Consider the following 17015-nt stretch of genomic DNA (forward strand, 5'->3'; position numbering starts at 1 on the left):
GTACGTGCGCAAACATGCGCAGATTATATAATGCGCGCCCATGGCAAGTGATGAACGAAATCGACAATCTCAGCCCCCGAAGCCGAAAGTGACGGCGCCGGGGCAAACGCGAGCCCAACCCAGGGACTCGGTGCAATCGCAAACGACGCCCAAACCGGGCGGCGCGCCTGCGAACGCGGGCCATCGCCCCGGACGCTCCCGCCAACCGGATCGCGGCGGCGAGGCGGGCGTCAACGCGGGCGATCGCGCGACGCAAGCCGCACAGGGGCCGGCCAACCCCGCGACGGCCTCACGCCGTCCGTCGCCGGCCGAGCGTGCCGCGCGCGATGCCGAGCGCCTCGCCGCGCGGCAGGCCGCCGCCAACCGCGTGCCCGAAATCACGTTCCCCGAAGCGCTGCCGGTGTCCGGACGCCGCGAGGAGATCGCACGCGCCGTCGCCGACCATCAGGTGGTGATCGTGAGCGGCGAGACCGGCTCGGGCAAGACCACGCAACTGCCGAAGATTTGCCTCGCGCTCGGGCGTGGCCTCGGCGCCGGCGGCACCGGCCTGATCGGGCATACGCAGCCGAGGCGCATCGCCGCGTCGGCCACCGCGCGCCGCATCGCGGACGAACTCGGCACCCCGCTCGGCGAAATCGTCGGCTTCAAGGTGCGTTTCAACGACACGCTGTCCAATGGGGCATCGGTCAAGTTGATGACCGACGGCATCCTGCTAGCCGAGACGCAGACCGACCCGCTGTTGCGTGCTTACGACACCATCATCATCGACGAGGCGCACGAACGCAGCCTCAACATCGACTTCCTGCTGGGCTATCTGAAGCAGTTGCTGCCCAGGCGTCCGGACCTGAAGGTCATCATCACGTCGGCCACCATCGATGCGGACCGCTTCGCACGCCACTTCGGCACCGGTGAAGGCGAGACCCTGCGCCCGGCACCCGTCATCGAAGTGAGCGGCCGGCTGTACCCGGTGGAAGTGCGCTACCGGCCGATTCAGGATGACGCTCGCATCGCCAACGCGGAAGGTCGCGAGAACAGTCGCGCCAGCGCCCGCGATCGTGAGCGCGATCTCATGGACGGTATCGTCGACGCCGTGGACGAACTTTGTCGCGAGGGGTCGGGCGACGTGCTCGTGTTCCTGCCCGGCGAGCGCGAAATTCGCGAAGCGGCGGAGGCGCTGCGCAAACATCATCCGCCGCACACGGAGATTCTGCCGCTCTTCGCGCGCCTGTCCGCCGCCGAACAGGAACGCGTTTTCAAGCCGTCGAACGCCCGTCGCATCGTGCTCGCGACCAATGTGGCCGAGACCTCGCTCACCGTACCGGGCATCCGCTACGTGGTCGATGCCGGCACCGCGCGCGTGAAGCGCTACTCCTACCGCAACAAGGTGGAGCAGCTTCAGATCGAGTCGATCTCGCAGGCCGCGGCCAATCAGCGCGCAGGGCGTTGCGGTCGCGTGGCCGACGGCGTTTGTATTCGCCTGTACGACGAAGCCGACTTCCAGTCGCGCGCGCGCTTCACCGACCCGGAGATTCTGCGCTCGTCGCTCGCCGCGGTGATTCTGCGCATGCAGTCGCTGCGCCTGTCGAAAGTCGAGGAATTCCCGTTCATCGAGCCGCCGCCCGGCCGCGCGATTGCCGACGGCTACCAGTTGCTTGGCGAACTGGGGGCGGTCGATGACGCCAACCAGCTCACGCCGCTTGGCCGTGAGCTGGCACGTTTGCCGCTCGATCCGCGTGTCGGGCGCATGATCCTGGCCGCGCGCGACCAGCAGTCGCTGCGCGAAGTCCTCATCATCGCGAGCGGACTGGCCGTGCAGGACCCGCGCGACCGGCCCATCGAAGCCCAGGATGCCGCCGACAACGCCCACCGCAAATTCGCGGACGAGAAGTCCGAATTCCTCTCCTGGCTCAAGATCTGGAAGTGGTTCGAGGAGGCGGTGGCCCACAAGAAGTCGAACCGGCTATTGACGCAGGCCTGCCGCGAGAATTTCCTCTCGCAACTGCGTCTGCGCGAATGGCGCGACGTTCACAGCCAGTTGCTGACCGTGGTGCGCGAGCAGGGCTGGCGCCTCAACGAGTCCGAAGCCACGTACGAGCAAGTGCACCTCGCGCTGCTCGCCGGTTTGCTCGGCAACATCGGCTGCAAGGCCGACGACGATCCGCACTTCCTTGGCGCGCACGGCATCAAGTTCCACATCTGGCCGGGCTCGTCACTCGTGAAAAAGGCGGGGCGCTGGGTCATGGCCGGCGAACTCGTGGAGACGAGCCGGTTGTACGCGCGCTGCATCGCGCGCATCGAGCCGGAATGGATCGAGCGTGTGGGCAAGCACCTCGTGAAGACCTCGCTGTCCGACGCCCACTGGGAAAAGAAGGCCGCGCAAGTCACGGCGTATGAGCGCGGCACGCTCTACGGGCTGACGATCTACGCCCGCCGTCGCATGAACTTCGGCCCGCGAGATCCGCGTCGCGCCCGCGAGATATTCCTCCGCAGCGCGCTTGTCGAGGGCGACTGGGAAACGAAGCTGCCGTTCTACGCGCACAATCGCAAGCTGATCGCGGACATCGAACAGCTCGAACACAAGTCGCGGCGTCAGGACGTGCTCGTCGACGACGAATTGATCTACGCCTACTACGACGCACACGTGCCCGCCGGCCTGTACGACGGCGCCAGCTTCGAGCACTGGTATCGCGAGACGTCCAAGGGCACGCCCAGACTGCTCTACCTCGTACGTGACGACCTGATGCGCCACGAGGCCGCGGGTGTCACGACCGACCTGTTCCCGAAGAAGACGGCGATCGCCGGCGTCGAAATGGCGCTCACTTACCACTTCGAACCGGGGTCGCCGCGCGACGGGGTCACCCTGGCCGTTCCGCTCTACGCGCTCAACCAGGTCGACGCACGTCGTTGCGAATGGCTCGTGCCGGGCATGCTCAAGGAGAAGGCGCACCTGCTGATGAAGTCGCTGCCGCAGAAGCTGCGCCGTCACTTCGTGCCGTTGCCCGAATACGCGGCCGGGTTTCTCGATCGCGCCACGTTCGGCCAGGGCGCACTGCTCGACGCGCTGATGGCCGATGCGCGCGAGCAGACCGGCGTCATGCTCAAGTCGAGCGATTTCAAATTGGAAATGCTCCCGGCGCACCTGTCGATGAACTTCAAGGTGATCGACGAGCATGGCCGTCAACTCGGAATGGGCCGCAATCTCTCGCAGTTGCGTGCCGAACTCGGGCAGCAGGCGCAGCGCACATTCCAGGCGTTGGCTGCCCGAAGCGGCGCCACACCCACTGGCGGTGCCGTGACCGAATCGCCGTCACGTGGCGGTCCCGCGCCGCGCAGCGATGGCAAGGCCGGCGCGCAGGTCGTATCCGGTACGTCTGCTGCATCGGGGGCGGGCGCCGCGGCGGTCGAGCCCGGTCGCTACGACAACCTGACGACGTGGAGTTTTGGCGAGTTGCCGGAAATGCTCGAGATACGCCGCGGCGGCCAGACGCTGTTCGGCTATCCCGCGCTGGTCGATCGCGGCGATCACTGCGACCTCGAAGTGTTCGACGACCCGGACGAGGCGCAACGCCAGCATCGGGCGGGGCTGCGGCGACTGTTCGCGATTCAGTTGCGCGAGCAGGTGAAGTACCTGGAGAAAAACATCCCCGGACTGCAGCAGATGGCCATGCAGTACCTGCACCTGGGCACGCAGGAGGCATTGCGCGATCAGATCGTCGATCTGGCGCTGGAGCGCGCGTGTCTTCAACTGCCCTGGCCGAGCGACAACGCCTCGTTCGTCGCTCGCAAGGACGAAGGGCGCGGACGTCTCACGCTGCTCGCGCAGGAAATCGCACGTCTGGCCGGGCAGATCCTGGCCGAGTACGCGGCATTGCAGAAGAAGCTCGCGCAGGCAAAGCCGTTCGCGCAGGCGCACGCGGATCTCACGGCGCAATTGCAACGCCTGGTCGGCAAGCGTTTCCTGATCGACACGCCCTACGCCCAGTTGGCGCACTTCCCGCGTTACCTCAAGGCGATGGCCGCGCGCATCGACAAGCTCAAGGCCGACCCGTCGCGCGATGCGCGTGCCATGAGCGAGCTGGGCCCGTTGTTGCAGAACTGGCAACGGGCCACGTCACAACGCCGGGATCAGGGCGATGCACGACTCGACGAATTTCGCTGGCTGCTCGAAGAGTTGCGCGTCTCGCTTTTCGCACAGGAACTGCGCACGCCGATGCCGGTGTCTGTCAAGCGACTGCACAAGGTCTGGGAGGCGTTGCAGCGCTGATCGGCGGCCGTCAACGGCAGGTCATGGGATGGCGTTCGGCGTGTGCGCCCGGACGCCACTTTTGCCTGCAATCCCCGCGCCGGTTTGCGCTGGGTCAGAAAGTGGTGAAGTGTTGTTTCGCCTGATCAAAAAAGGGGCGCCGCCGACGCGTCGCGAGGGGGTTCCGGCCCTACAATAGCGACAGCGTTTCGCGACGCCTGCGGCGTCGTTGGCCACGTTTCCCGATATTCTCCGCACCTTTTTCTCCCGAGAGATTCTGCAATGCGCAAAGTTCTGATCGCCGCCGGTCTGGCTGCTTCCCTGGGGCTGGCGGCGCTGGCCGGCCCGGCGCGGGCGGCAGCCCCGGCCCCCGACAGCGTGGTGGTCGTGCTCAATTCGGCCGACGCCAGCGTGAGCCTCATCGACAAGGCCACGCAGAAGGTCGTCCAGACCTTCCCGGTGGGCAAGGAGCCGCATCACCTGATGGCCACGCCCGATAACCAGTCGCTCATCGTGGCGAACTCGGTGGGCAACAACCTGGTGTTCCTCGATCCGAAGACCGGACAGATCCAGCGCAAGATCGAAAATATCGAAGACCCGTACCAGATCGGCTTCTCGCCGGACAAGAAGTGGTTCGTGGCCAACGCGCTGCGCCTCGACCGCGTGGACGTCTACCGCTTCGATGGCAAGAACCTGAGCGTGGCCCAGCGCATCCCGCTCAAGAAGATGCCCAGTCACCTGGTCTTCACCCAGGACAGCAAGCTCGTGTTCATCTCGTTGCAGGAGTCGAACGAGATCGCCGCCATCGATCTGGCCAGCCAGAAGGTGCTGTGGACGCTGAAAGTGGGCGACAGCCCCGCCGGCGTGTGGCTCACGCCCAACGACAAGTACCTGCTCGTGGGCATGACCGGCGCCGACTACGCGGCCGTGGTCGACTGGCGCGCCCGGAAGGTGATCAAGACGATCCCGACCGGAAGGGGCGCGCACAACTTCCGGTCGCTCGCCGACGGCAAGCACGTGCTGATCTCCAATCGCGTGTCGAGCACGATCAGCATCATCGATCAGGACGCGCTCACGAATGTCGGCAACATTACCGGCCTGCTGCCCGGCCCCGACGACATGGAGCTCTCGGCCGACAAGAAGACGCTGTGGGTCACGTTCCGCTGGGCGCGCAAGGTCGGCATCATCGACCTGGCCTCGCGCAAGCTGATCAATACGATTGCCGTCGGACGCTCGCCGCACGGGATCTATTTCTACGACCGTGCGCCGGTGCTGTAACATCGGGGCATTGCCGTAAGGGCTTCACTCGCCGGGCGTCGTCGACGCCCGGTCCTGTTTCTGCATGAACGATATCCTTCGCGCGCTCGGGCGCGCGCTCGTGAGCCTGCTGCACCCGCGCATGCTCTGGCTCACCGCCATGCCCTTCGTCGTCTCCGGACTGATCTGGGGTGCCGTGATCTGGTTCGGCTGGGAGCCGTTCACCGACTTCCTGCGCGTGTGGCTCGAGCAGTGGGAATTCACCCAGTGGATCTACCGCTTCTTCGGCTTCTTCGGTGTGGACAGCGTGCGCATGGCGCTCGCTCCGTTCATTCTGGTGGCGCTGCTCGTGCCGCTGATCGTGGTCACGTCGCTGCTGCTCATTGCGGGATGGTCGATGCCTGCGGTGTTGCGCCATCTCTCGCGCCGGCACTTCATTCATCTCGAGGCACGTCAGGGCGGCTCGTTCTGGGGCAGCCTCGGGCAGTCGCTTGGGGCCACGTTCATCTTCCTCCTCGCCGCGCTCGTCACACTGCCGTTATGGCTCGTGCCGCCATTCTTCGCCATCGTGCCGCCGCTGCTGTGGGGCTGGCTAACTTACCGCGTGATGACCTACGACGCGCTCGCGTACCACGCCACAGCCGAGGAGCGACGCCGCATCGTGCGGGAGAAGCGTTTGCCGCTGCTCGTGATCGGCGTGGCGACCGGGTTGCTCGGCTCGCTGCCCACGTTGCTGTGGGTCTCTTCGGTCATCATGATCGTGCTGTTCCCGGTCATCGCACTGCTCGCGATCTGGCTCTACGTGGTGATCTTCGTCTTCTCGGCGTTGTGGTTCGCCCACTACTGCCTGCGCGCACTCGCGCGCCTGCGCGCGGAGGACGCCCGGCATGAGCCGACGCTCGCCGGCACGGTATTGCCGGTGGTCGACGACGCCCCGCCGGAGACCGAAGACCTGCCCCCGGCGCTGCCCCCTCCGGGCAGCCCCAACGGTTCGCCCTGAAAGTGGCACAATCGTCACACCGCGTGCTGCCGGGTTCTCCCTTCGTCATCTGAATTCCGGCGGCGCCGCGCTTTTCTCTCCCCCAAGGCCCTGACGACAAGAAAAGGAAGCATCATGGCGGTCGGCATCATCATCATCGGCGACGAGATTCTCTCGGGACGCCGCCAGGACAAGCATCTGCCCAAGGTCATCGAACTGCTCACGGAGCGTGGCATGCAGCTCGGCTGGGCCGAGTACGTGGGAGATGATCCCGCGCGCATCACCGCCACCCTGAAACGCACGTTCGCGAGCGACGACATCGTTTTCGTGACGGGCGGCATCGGCGCCACGCCGGACGATCACACGCGTCAATGTGCCGCGGCCGCGCTCAACGTGCCGCTGGTGCTCACCCCGGAGGCCGAGGCACTCATCATGGAGCGCATCGCCGACACGAGTCCGGACGGCCGCGCCGACATGACGCAGCCCGATAACCGGCACCGCCTCAAGATGGGCGAATTTCCGGTCGGCGCGCGCGTGCTGCCCAACCCATACAACAAGATCCCCGGGTTCTCCATCGACCACCACCATTTCATGCCGGGGTTCCCCGTGATGGCCTGGCCGATGATGGCCTGGGTGCTCGACACCTGTTACGCGGATCTGCACCACCTCACCAAGCACGCCGAGCGCTCGGTCCTGGTCTTCGGGCTGGCTGAATCCACGCTCACGCCCCTCATGGAGGCTATCGAGGCCGAATATCCGGGGGTAAAGGTGTTCAGCCTGCCGAGCGTGGGCGACGCGCAGCGCGGCCCGGTGTACGCGCGCCGTCACATCGACCTGGGTGTGAAGGGCGATCCCGCGCTCGTCGGCGCTGCATTCGAGCGCCTGTTGGCCGGCGTGAAGGCGCTCGGCGGGGAGATCGTCCATCCGGCGGACGCCGCCGCCTTGCCCGAAGCAACGGCGCCTTCGGCGCAGTGACGTCATCGCGGCTGAACCGTTCAGCCATGAGACCGCCAACCCGCCCGGCCGCTCCGCCGTCAAGCCGATCCGCGGCGACTCAGAAGCCGCTCAGGACGAGCTTGCCGATGGTACGTCCGCCTTCGAGCTGGGCGTGGGCGCGCCGCAGGTTGACGGCGTTGATCGGACCGATCACCTCACCGAGCGTGGTGCGAAGGGTGCCGGCGTCGACCAGGCGCGCAACTTCGGTGAGCAGCTTGTGCTGCGCAATCATGTCGGGCGTCTCGTACATGGCGCGCGTGAACATGAACTCCCACACGAAGGTGGCGCTCTTGTTCTTGAGCAGGCCGATGTCCAGCGGCCGGGCGTTCTCCACGATCGAACAGATCTTGCCCTGCGGTGCGACGGCCTGTGCCAATGCCGCGAAGTGCTCGTCGGTGTCGTTCAGGCACAGGACATAGTCCACCTGCGGCACGCCTGCCGCCAGCAACTGCGCCGGCATGTCACGATAGTGGTCGATCACGTGTTGTGCGCCGAGCTGACGGCACCAGTCGGCCGACGCTGGCCGCGACGCCGTGGCCACGACCGTCAGCCTCGCCACGCGCCTGGCAAGCTGAATGGCAATGGAGCCGACACCGCCCGCGCCGCCGACGATCAGCACCGACTTTCCTTCATCGCTGCCATCGGGCGCCACCCCGAGGCGGTCGAACAGTGCTTCCCAGGCCGTGATCGTCGTGAGCGGCAGGGCGGCCGCATTCACGAAGTCGAGCGACGCGGGCATGTGGCCGACGATGCGCTCATCCACCAGATGGAACTCGCTGTTCGCGCCCGCGCGGGTGATGCTGCCCGCGTAATACACGGGATCGCCTACCCGGAAGAGCGTGACGTCCGGGCCGACCGCGGCCACCGTGCCCGCGGCGTCCCATCCGAGTACGCGCGGCGTGGCTTCGATCTTGTCTTTCGGGGCGCGCACCTTGGTGTCGACCGGATTGACCGAGATCGCCTCCACTTTGACCAGGATGTCGCGCCCCGCAGGGGTGGGGGTCGGCAATTCGACGTCAACGAGGGATTCGGGATCGTCTATCGGCAGGTAACGGGTCAATCCAACGGCTTTCATATGCACTCTCCATCAAGTTTGGGCGGCCGGCCGGATGTCGTCGGCGGACCACGCGAAGCGATAGCGAAAGACTACCGCTAGTCGATTGCGTTGAAAATTCGCATAATGTCGAAAAGATTTTTCGGAGAATCCGTTAAATGGCGTTGGACCTCGATACCGTGGCGTTGTTCGTTCGCGTGGCGGCGCTGGGCAATGTCTCGGCGGCCGGGCGCGAACGGGGGCTTTCGCCTGCCACGGCCAGCACCCGGCTGGCGCAACTCGAGGCCAGACTTGGGGCGCGTCTGCTGCATCGCACGACCCGACGCGTGGCGCTCACGCAAGAGGGGGAAGCGTTTCTCGCACAGGCACAGACGTTGCTGACAGCCGAGGCACAGGCGCTGGCGAGTGTTGGGCAGGGGCGCGCGGCGCCGCAGGGACGTTTGCGGGTGTCGTGCTCCTCGTCGTTCGGTCGTCAGCATGTCTCGCCCGCCTTGCCCGCGTTTCTCGATCGCTACCCCGGGATTTCGCTGGACTTTCGGTTGACCGATCGCGTGGTCGATCTGCTGGAAGAGGGCGTCGACCTGGCGATTCGCGTCGGGGCGCTGCGCGACTCAACGCTCGTGGCCCGCAAGCTCGCGAGCAATCGTCGCACGCTGTGCGCGTCGCCCGCGTATCTGGCGGCCCACGGCACGCCGAAGCATCCGGGCGATCTCGCCTCGCACGAGTGTCTGATTCTGGCGGGGCAGCGCGATTGGCGGTTCGTCACGCCGGGCGGGGAGTTGAACGTGCGAGTGGGCGGGCGACTGGTTTCCGATAACGGCGAGGTGCTGCGCGACGCGGTGCTCGCGGGCATGGGAATCGCGCTGAAATCGACGTGGGACGTCGGCACGCACCTGCAGCGCGGTGACCTGGTGCCGGTACTGCCTGCCTATCCACTGGCTGAAGACGTCGCCATCTGGGCCGTCTACCCCAGTCGGGTATTCGTGCCACCCAAGACGCACGCGCTGATCGAGTTTCTGCAGACCCGCTTCGGCCCCGGGCCGGTGCCGTACTGGGATGCGCGGCTCGACGCCTCGTAGCGTGGCTCAGGTGCATGAGTGGCCAGCGGCCAGCGGCCGGCGGCGCGAGTGCCTCAGTGAAGGTGATGCGTGCGGGCGAGCGTCGCGCCGTTATCTTCGTGTCCGATCGCGGGACTGGCGTGATGCAGCACGAGCCGCCAGCCGTCCGCCTCCTTCAGGTAGACGTTCGTGGCGAGTACGAAGGCGTAGCGCGCTTCGGGGTGTGATTCCACCTGGATCTGCTCGAGCACGTTATGCACGGCACATAGTGGATTGCGGGCCACCTGAAGGTGACTGACCGACACCGATAGCCCGCCGTTGGCCAGGATCTGCCGCCAGCTGCTGCGCACGGCCGCGGGGCCTACGTGCCGGGGGCCGGACGGATGGATGCAAACGACTTCCTCATCTTCCGACCAGACGTCCATCAGCGCGTCGGGGTCGCCCGTGCGCAGCGCCTCGTAATAGGCGTGCTCGGCGTCTTCCGGACTCAGAAAAATGGCAGCGGGCATAACGGCGGCCTCCGTCGGGATTTGGCGTCGGGCGGCAAATGCGCCGTCCGGCGATCGCGCCGACGATTATGGAGGGTTTGCCCGGGCTTGTCGAACGTCGAGCGTCTGACGGCAGCAGTGCGTGTCTCTTGATCTGGCGCAAGGCGGCGGGCGTCTTTGGCCGGTAGCGTATGGGGGTAACGCGGGGAAGCGTAACCGGTGAAGGGGGCGTGCGAGGCAAACCGAGGGCGGGGACGCCTGCGCGCCCCCGGTGACCGGTCTCAGCAGTGAATGCCGGAGACGCCGGCGAGTTCGCGCAGGGCGACGGCGTCGATGATCTTGACGTGCCGCTGGCGGATTTCGATCATGCCGTTTTGCGCGAAGCGCGAGAACAGGCGGCTGACCGTCTCGAGCTTGAGGCCGAGGAAACTGCCGATTTCTTCGCGGCTCATGCGCAGGACGAATTCGTTGGCGGCGTAGCCCCGCGCCGACAAACGCTCGGAGAGGTTGAGCAGGAAGACCGCGAGCCGCTCCTCGGCGCGCATGGTGCCCAGGGCGAGAAGCTGCTGATGCTCGTTGCGGATTTCCTGGCTCATCAGACGATGCAACTGGCGTTGCAGCGACGGCACCTGACGCGAAAGCGTCTCCAGTTCGCCGAAACGCGCGATGCACAGCTCGCTGTCCTCGAGCGCAATGGCGGTGGTGGGGTGATGACTGTCGGCCACCGCGTCCAGGCCGATCAACTCGCCCTGAAGGTGGAAGCCGACGACCTGCTCACGGCCGTCGGGCGCCGTGACGCAGCTTTTGAGCGACCCGAAGCGGATGCCATAGACGGCGCTCAGGTCATCGTTGGCGTGATAGAGCACCTCGCCTTTCTTGAGGCGACGGCGCTCGCTCACGAGTGCATCCAGTCGTTCCAGTTCCGCTTCCGGAATGCCGACGGGCAGGCAGAACTGGCCCAGCGAGCAAGTGGAACAGCGGGGCTGGACGACGGGAATGCGACCGATTTCTGTGGTCATGAAGGCCCCTGAAGTTATTTTGAGAGTTTACCATGGGGCGTCGACCTGTCGATTCCGCGCCAGGAATGGCGAGGGTTTGCACGACGCTTTACGGGCGACAGTGTTTCAGTAATAATTGCGCACATACCGGACGTCCGTCTCGCCGCACCATCGGCCTGGGCGTTTTCCCGGCAGGTCGTTTCGAAGCATCCAGGTTGCGCCGCCGTCACTACGACCGAACACAAACGGGCGCGCGCTTATGCGAAGCGGTTGTTTTTTCGATCTACGACCGTTTCTCGTGTTCCAAGCATCCATTTATTCCTGATTCCGGGTTGCCAAGCCCCCGGTTTGCTTAGTCGCACATGAATACCCAAGAGGCGAAACTCGTCCTCGAGACCGCGTTGATTTGCGCGCAGGAGCCGCTCAAGGTCGGCGATCTGCGCAAACTCTTCAATGACGCCGTGTCTGGTGACACGGTGCGCGCGCTACTCGAGGAAATCCGCATGCAATGGGACGGCCGCGGTGTGGAATTGGTGGCGCTGGCCACCGGCTGGCGTTTCCAGAGTCGTCCGCGCATGCGCGAATACCTTGACCGTCTCAATCCGGAGAAGCCGCCGAAGTATTCGCGTGCCGTGATGGAGACGCTTGCGATCATTGCATATCGCCAGCCGGTCACGCGTGGCGATATCGAGGAAATTCGCGGCGTGACGGTCAATACGCAGATCATCAAGCAGCTCGAAGACCGTGGCTGGATCGAGGTGATCGGTCATCGCGATGTGCCGGGGCGCCCCGGCCTGTACGCCACGACCAAGGACTTTCTCGACGACCTCGGGCTGCGCGCGCTCGATGCGCTGCCGCCGCTCGAGGACCCGGCGGCGCAAGCGCAAATCGACCTGCTCGCGCAGCAGAACATCGAGTTCGGCGAGCGGGCCGAGGGCGAGACGGGAGACGACGCGGCGTCTGACGACGCGCCGGTGGCCGATGCCGAAGCCCTGGCGCGTTTGGCGCAGGATTGCGCCGACGACCTGCCGCTCGCGCAGGGCCTGCCCGAAGGTCAACGGCCAACTTCCGGCGACGATGCGGTGACGGAAGACGTTTTGCTCGACGCGGTCATGGCCGAAGGCGACGCCCCCGCGGATGCGGCAGACTCCGGCGTATCCGAGGCGGCGCCTGGCGCCGCCGATGGCGATGTCGGCGCCGATGTCGGGGCAATTCCGACGGATGGCGAGGAACTCGTGCAGGCGGGACGCGTCAGTGAGCAGGTCGCCGCGCCGCAAGGTGAAGCGTCTGTTGATGAGATCGGTCGGGAGGTTGAGGGCCGTCACGGCGCTGAGGAAATTTCCGAAGATTCGGGGGCTGCGGCTAAGGAAGCCGGCGGTCCGCCGCAAGATGCGCAGTACCTCGCAAGTGAAGCAAACGATGCACCGACGCAGGCGGATGGTCCCGCGGCGCCGGTCGCGCAGGAGGTTTCCCCGCGCGCTGTCGACCCGGCAGCGAACGAAGCCGCCACCGGTCAGCCCATGTCCGGTGGGATGGATGACGACGAGAACGACGGGGACGACAAGACTCTCGTCACGGGCACCTGAGGCGCCAGCGCATTGCGTCACGCGCAACAGCAGGGCCACTAGCGATAAGAACGAAGTCGCGGCAAGGATTTGCCGCGCATTCATGGTGCGAACACGGATCAGGGCAGCGCAACTTGCCGGCCCGCAACGATCCCGTTTTCCAATGAGGTTGTGTTGAAACAGAACGAAGAATCCCAGGACCTGCACGCACGCGATGCCGGTGCCGAAGCACGTGCGCCGGAAGGCGAGGGTGGTGACGACAAGGCGTCGCGCCGCGGCTTGCGTCGCGGGCCGCGTAGTCTGATCGCGCGTCGCCGCGCGGCGCAGCAAGCCAAGCGCGAGGGCGACGACGGCGGCGCGGGCGAATTTGCCGCGTCCGACGCTTCGCAGGGCACGCCGTCCGGCGAAACGTCGAACGGCCAGGCGCCCGGCGCCGAAGGGGCGCCCACCGCCGCCGCTCAAGCCCGTGGCCGCCAGGGGGCACGCAAACCGCGCGGCGGCAAGCGCGACGGCGCCTCGCCGGCGTCGAACCCGGCGCAGGCCGCAGGCGGTGCCACCAGTGGCGAACCGGCGGGCAAGGCGCAACCGGGTGCCGGCAAGGGCCGCGGCCGCAAGGGTGCCGCCGCAGTCGGCGGCCGCAGTGCCGGCGCCGGCAAGCCGGGCAAGGGTGGCAAGGGCGGCAGGGATGGCGACGACGACCTCTTCGCGTTCGTGACGTCGGGCGGGTTCGACAGCGACAACGCTGAGGGGGATGCCAAGGCGGCCGCCAAGCGCGGACGTCGACCCGCCGATCGTCGTGTCCTGTCGCCGGACGATGAAGCGCCGAAGCTCCACAAGGTGCTCGCCGAGGCCGGCATGGGCTCGCGTCGCGAGATGGAGGAGCTGATCCTCGCCGGGCGAGTGTCCGTCAACGCCGAACCGGCGCATATCGGCCAGCGTATTCTCCCGACCGATCAGGTGCGTATCAACGGCAAGCTCGTCAAGCGTCGCATCACCAGCAAGCCGCCGCGCGTGCTGCTGTATCACAAGCCGGCGGGCGAGATCGTCAGCCACGCCGATCCGGAAGGTCGCGCCTCGGTGTTCGACCGTCTGCCGCCGATGAAGACTGCCAAGTGGCTCGCCGTCGGACGGCTGGACTTCAATACGGAAGGTCTGCTGATCCTGACGACGTCCGGCGATCTGGCGAATCGATTTATGCATCCGCGTTACGGCATCGAGCGTGAGTACGCCGTACGCACCGTCGGCCAACTGAGCGAGTCGTCGCGCCAGCAGTTGCTGCGCGGCATCGAGCTCGACGACGGCCAGGCCAATTTCTTGCGCTTGCAGGACGGCGGTGGCGAGGGCTCGAATCATTGGTATCACGTGGCACTGACGGAAGGTCGCAACCGCGAAGTGCGTCGCATGTTCGACGCCGCCGGATTGATGGTCAGTCGTCTGATTCGTACGCGTTATGGCCCGCTCACGCTGCCGCGCGGCTTGAAGCGAGGACGTTACGAGGAACTTGACGACGCTCAGGTGCGTTCGTTGTTCGCCGCCGTCGGCATGAAGATGCCGGGAGCGAGCGCGGACGACAAGGGCGGCAAGCCGGGCCGTGGCGGCAAGGCTGGCGCCGTCAAGGAGCCGCGCCGACAGCCGGATCCGATGCAGACCGCGCTGGGAGTGTTCAGCCGCGAGCCGGGGCAGTCGCGCCGTCCGCGTGCCAATCCGCTCACGGCGTTCGTCGGCCCGAGCGGCGGCTATCCTGGACAGACGCCTTCGCCTCGCGGCGAGGGCCGCCGTTTCGGCGGTGGCAACGCGGCGGGCGGTGGCGGCTACGGCGGTCAGCCGCGAGGCAACGGCAACGGAAACGTCAACGGCAATCGCAGCCGTGGCGGCAACCGCGCCGGTGGCGGCAACCATGGCGGCGGCAATTCCGGCAACCGTGGCAACCGCGGCGGCAACCGTTCTCGTTGATGGGATGGCGCGCGCCGCAGGCGTGCGGCGCCTAGGGCGCTGAACGCGCCCCGGCCGGATGGCGCCGCGGAGCGGGCTTTGCCCGCTCGCGTATTGCGCTGCGGCAACGTCGCGCCGGTGCCCGTCCTTCGGGCATTTGCGGGCGCAAGCGTTGCAAATCGGCCCAAAACCATATAAAATCAAAGAATAAGCTGTATTGCGTGCCACACGTTCTGTTGCGGCGCGCACCTCATGCGCAATGAGGCTGCAAGAAATGGGCGTTTCGCCCATTTTTTTTTGCCGCGAGCGTTTCGCGGCCGATGCCGCCGCGTCGGGGAGTGGGTGTGTCGACTCAGGCATGCCGGCCCGGACGGTCGAGGCAGGTATCGTGCGACGTCCCATGCGGGGCGCGCAGACATGTCGGGCGCTGTTGATGCGCGCGAGTTTTTCTAGGGTGAGCAAAGTTGCAATTGCCAGAACTGATCGAGACCACGGTCGAAGGCCTGGGTTACGAGCTGGTCGATCTTGAACGCGCCGGCGGCGGTTTGCTGCGGGTGTACATCGACAAGCCGGAAGGCATCACGATCGATGACTGCGAGACGGTGAGCCGTCAGCTCTCGCATGTCCTGATGGTCGAGAACGTCAATTACGACCGACTCGAAGTGTCGTCGCCGGGGCTGGACCGTCCGCTGCGCAAGCTGCGTGACTTCGAGCGCTTCGCCGGCACGGAAGTGAGTCTCACGTTGCGTGTGCCGCTCGAAGGTCGCAAGCAGTTCCGCGGCATTCTTCAGGCGCCGCAAGGCGAAAACTTGAGCCTGGAGTTCGAAGGCAAGGGCGGCCCGGCGCTGCTCGAATTCACCCTCGCGGATATAGACCGTGCGCGCCTTGTGCCGCAGATTGATTTTAGGAGTCGCAAACGATGAGTCGCGAAGTATTGCTGTTGGTCGATGCGCTCGCGCGCGAAAAGAACGTCGACAAGGATGTCGTGTTCGGCGCGCTGGAAGCGGCATTGGCTTCGGCCACCAAGAAGCGCTACACCGAAGACGTCGACATTCGCGTGCACATCGACCGTGAGTCGGGCGAGCACGAGAGCTTCCGTCGCTGGCTGGTAGTGCCGGACGAGGCGGGTCTGCAGGAGCCGGACAAGCAGATCCTGTCGTTCGAAGCCAAGGAAGAGAATCCGTCCATCGAGATCGGTGAGTTCATCGAGGAGCCGGTGGAGTCGGTCGAGTTCGGCCGCATTGGCGCCCAGGCGGCCAAGCAGGTGATTCTGCAGCGTATTCGCGATGCCGAGCGTGAGCAGATCCTGTCGGACTTCCTCGAGCGCGGCGAAAAGATCATGACCGGTACGGTCAAGCGTCTCGACAAGGGCAACCTGATCGTCGAGTCGGGCCGTGTCGAGGCGCTACTGCGCCGCGATCAGCTGATTCCGAAAGAGAACCTGCGTATCGGCGACCGCGTGCGTGCCTTCATCGTGAAGGTCGATCGCACGGCGCGCGGCCCGCAGATCGAGCTGTCGCGTACGGCGCCGGAATTCCTGATCGAGCTTTTCGGCATGGAAGTGCCGGAAATCGAGCAGGGCCTGCTGGAGATCAAATCGGCTGCCCGCGATCCGGGCGTGCGCGCCAAGATCGCCGTGGTCGCCTATGACAAGCGTATCGACCCGATCGGTACGTGCGTGGGCATTCGCGGCACGCGCGTGCAGGCGGTGCGCAACGAGCTGGGCGGCGAGAATGTCGATATCGTGTTGTGGTCGGAAGACCCGGCGCAGTTCGTGATCGGTGCCCTGGCGCCGGCGGCGGTGCAGTCGATCGTCGTGGACGAAGAAAAGCACAGCATGGATGTCGTGGTCGACGAGAACGAACTCGCGGTGGCGATCGGCCGCAGCGGTCAGAACGTGCGCCTCGCGTCGGAGCTGACCGGCTGGCAGATCAACATCATGACGCCGGACGAGTCGGCCGAAAAGCAGAACGAAGAGCGCGGCACGCTGCGTACTTTGTTCATGCAGCGTCTCGATGTAGACGAGGAAGTGGCGGACATCCTGATCGAGGAAGGATTCTCGAGCCTGGAAGAAATTGCCTACGTGCCTCTGAACGAAATGCTCGAAATCGAAGCGTTCGACGAGGACACGGTGCACGAGCTGCGCAATCGTGCGCGCGACGCACTGCTCACGCAGGCGATTGCCACCGAGGAGAAGGTCGAGGGCGTTGCGCTCGATCTGAAGAGCCTCGACGGCATGACGTCCGAGCTGTTGGCCAAGCTGGCCGAGCATGAAATTCAGACGCGCGATGATCTGGCCGAGCTGGCCGTCGACGAACTGACCGAGATGACCGGCGTCGACGAGGAAGCCGCCAAGGCCCTGATCATGAAAGCGCGAGAGCACTGGTTCCAATGATGACCTGCCCCGGCACGCATATGGAACAGTGAACTTTGAAGTTAACCGCA

12 protein-coding genes are annotated in these 17015 nt (G+C 65.7%); 9 read left to right on the forward strand and 3 right to left on the reverse strand.

From position 1 onward, the window contains the following. Nucleotides 1–40: 40 nt before the first annotated feature. From hrpA to PMO31116_RS16615, 4 genes are all read left to right on the forward strand, one after another. The gene (hrpA, locus tag PMO31116_RS16600) at nucleotides 41–4264 is read left to right on the forward strand and encodes an ATP-dependent RNA helicase HrpA (protein WP_150567708.1); all 4224 of its coding nucleotides are present in this window, start codon (nucleotides 41–43) and stop codon (nucleotides 4262–4264) included. Between the two features lie 261 nt (nucleotides 4265–4525). Further along, nucleotides 4526–5521, forward strand: a complete 996-nt coding sequence (locus PMO31116_RS16605) for a YVTN family beta-propeller repeat protein (protein ID WP_150567709.1) — start codon at nucleotides 4526–4528, stop codon at nucleotides 5519–5521. 64 nt (nucleotides 5522–5585) lie between these two features. Then, nucleotides 5586–6500 carry an EI24 domain-containing protein gene (locus tag PMO31116_RS16610; protein WP_150567710.1) on the forward strand — a complete coding sequence of 305 codons (915 nt, stop codon included), beginning with the start codon at nucleotides 5586–5588 and terminating at the stop codon, nucleotides 6498–6500. A 114-nt stretch (nucleotides 6501–6614) separates the two neighbouring features. Beyond that, the gene (locus PMO31116_RS16615; protein WP_150567711.1) at nucleotides 6615–7454 is read left to right on the forward strand and encodes a competence/damage-inducible protein A; all 840 of its coding nucleotides are present in this window, start codon (nucleotides 6615–6617) and stop codon (nucleotides 7452–7454) included. Between the two features lie 79 nt (nucleotides 7455–7533). Here PMO31116_RS16615 and PMO31116_RS16620 read toward each other — a convergent pair whose 3' ends face one another. After that, nucleotides 7534–8550, reverse strand: a complete 1017-nt coding sequence (locus tag PMO31116_RS16620; protein WP_150567712.1) for a zinc-binding alcohol dehydrogenase family protein — start codon at nucleotides 8548–8550, stop codon at nucleotides 7534–7536. A 137-nt stretch (nucleotides 8551–8687) separates the two neighbouring features. Here PMO31116_RS16620 and PMO31116_RS16625 point away from each other — a divergent pair, with 137 nt between their 5' ends. Further along, on the forward strand, nucleotides 8688–9608 hold the full coding sequence (locus PMO31116_RS16625) for a LysR family transcriptional regulator (RefSeq protein WP_150567713.1): 921 nt from the start codon (nucleotides 8688–8690) through the stop codon (nucleotides 9606–9608). Between the two features lie 53 nt (nucleotides 9609–9661). Here the strand turns inward: PMO31116_RS16625 and PMO31116_RS16630 are convergent, their stop codons facing one another. After that, nucleotides 9662–10096, reverse strand: coding sequence for a YybH family protein (locus PMO31116_RS16630; protein WP_150567714.1), 435 nt, complete (start codon nucleotides 10094–10096; stop codon nucleotides 9662–9664). A 260-nt stretch (nucleotides 10097–10356) separates the two neighbouring features. Next, on the reverse strand, nucleotides 10357–11094 hold the full coding sequence (gene fnr, locus PMO31116_RS16635; protein ID WP_150567715.1) for a fumarate/nitrate reduction transcriptional regulator Fnr: 738 nt from the start codon (nucleotides 11092–11094) through the stop codon (nucleotides 10357–10359). Nucleotides 11095–11435: 341 nt separating this feature from the next. On the opposite strand from fnr, the gene scpB reads away from it, so the two are divergent. The 4 genes from scpB to nusA all read left to right on the forward strand — a co-directional run bounded on the left by scpB (nucleotide 11436) and on the right by nusA (nucleotide 16965). Further along, nucleotides 11436–12659: an SMC-Scp complex subunit ScpB gene (gene scpB, locus PMO31116_RS16640; protein ID WP_150567716.1), complete on the forward strand. Its 1224-nt coding sequence runs from the start codon at nucleotides 11436–11438 to the stop codon at nucleotides 12657–12659. Nucleotides 12660–12812: 153 nt separating this feature from the next. Further along, nucleotides 12813–14591, forward strand: a complete 1779-nt coding sequence (locus PMO31116_RS16645) for a pseudouridine synthase (RefSeq protein ID WP_425494801.1) — start codon at nucleotides 12813–12815, stop codon at nucleotides 14589–14591. A gap of 443 nt (nucleotides 14592–15034) precedes the next feature. After that, nucleotides 15035–15493, forward strand: a complete 459-nt coding sequence (gene rimP / locus PMO31116_RS16650) for a ribosome maturation factor RimP (protein WP_023596338.1) — start codon at nucleotides 15035–15037, stop codon at nucleotides 15491–15493. Then, nucleotides 15490–16965: a transcription termination factor NusA gene (gene nusA / locus PMO31116_RS16655; protein WP_150567718.1), complete on the forward strand. Its 1476-nt coding sequence runs from the start codon at nucleotides 15490–15492 to the stop codon at nucleotides 16963–16965. The genes rimP and nusA overlap by 4 nt, the downstream gene beginning before the upstream one ends. Nucleotides 16966–17015: the final 50 nt, after the last annotated feature.

The organism is Pandoraea morbifera (assembly GCF_902459575.1).
GTDB lineage: Bacteria > Pseudomonadota > Gammaproteobacteria > Burkholderiales > Burkholderiaceae > Pandoraea > Pandoraea morbifera.

Coding starts and splice junctions, on each gene's coding strand:
- hrpA (WP_150567708.1), top strand. CDS start 41: ATGGCAAGTGATGAACGAAATCGACAATCTCAGCCCCCGAAGCCGAAA.
- PMO31116_RS16605 (WP_150567709.1), top strand. CDS start 4,526: ATGCGCAAAGTTCTGATCGCCGCCGGTCTGGCTGCTTCCCTGGGGCTG.
- PMO31116_RS16610 (WP_150567710.1), top strand. CDS start 5,586: ATGAACGATATCCTTCGCGCGCTCGGGCGCGCGCTCGTGAGCCTGCTG.
- PMO31116_RS16615 (WP_150567711.1), top strand. CDS start 6,615: ATGGCGGTCGGCATCATCATCATCGGCGACGAGATTCTCTCGGGACGC.
- PMO31116_RS16620 (WP_150567712.1), bottom strand. CDS start 8,550: ATGAAAGCCGTTGGATTGACCCGTTACCTGCCGATAGACGATCCCGAA.
- PMO31116_RS16625 (WP_150567713.1), top strand. CDS start 8,688: ATGGCGTTGGACCTCGATACCGTGGCGTTGTTCGTTCGCGTGGCGGCG.
- PMO31116_RS16630 (WP_150567714.1), bottom strand. CDS start 10,096: ATGCCCGCTGCCATTTTTCTGAGTCCGGAAGACGCCGAGCACGCCTAT.
- fnr (WP_150567715.1), bottom strand. CDS start 11,094: ATGACCACAGAAATCGGTCGCATTCCCGTCGTCCAGCCCCGCTGTTCC.
- scpB (WP_150567716.1), top strand. CDS start 11,436: ATGAATACCCAAGAGGCGAAACTCGTCCTCGAGACCGCGTTGATTTGC.
- nusA (WP_150567718.1), top strand. CDS start 15,490: ATGAGTCGCGAAGTATTGCTGTTGGTCGATGCGCTCGCGCGCGAAAAG.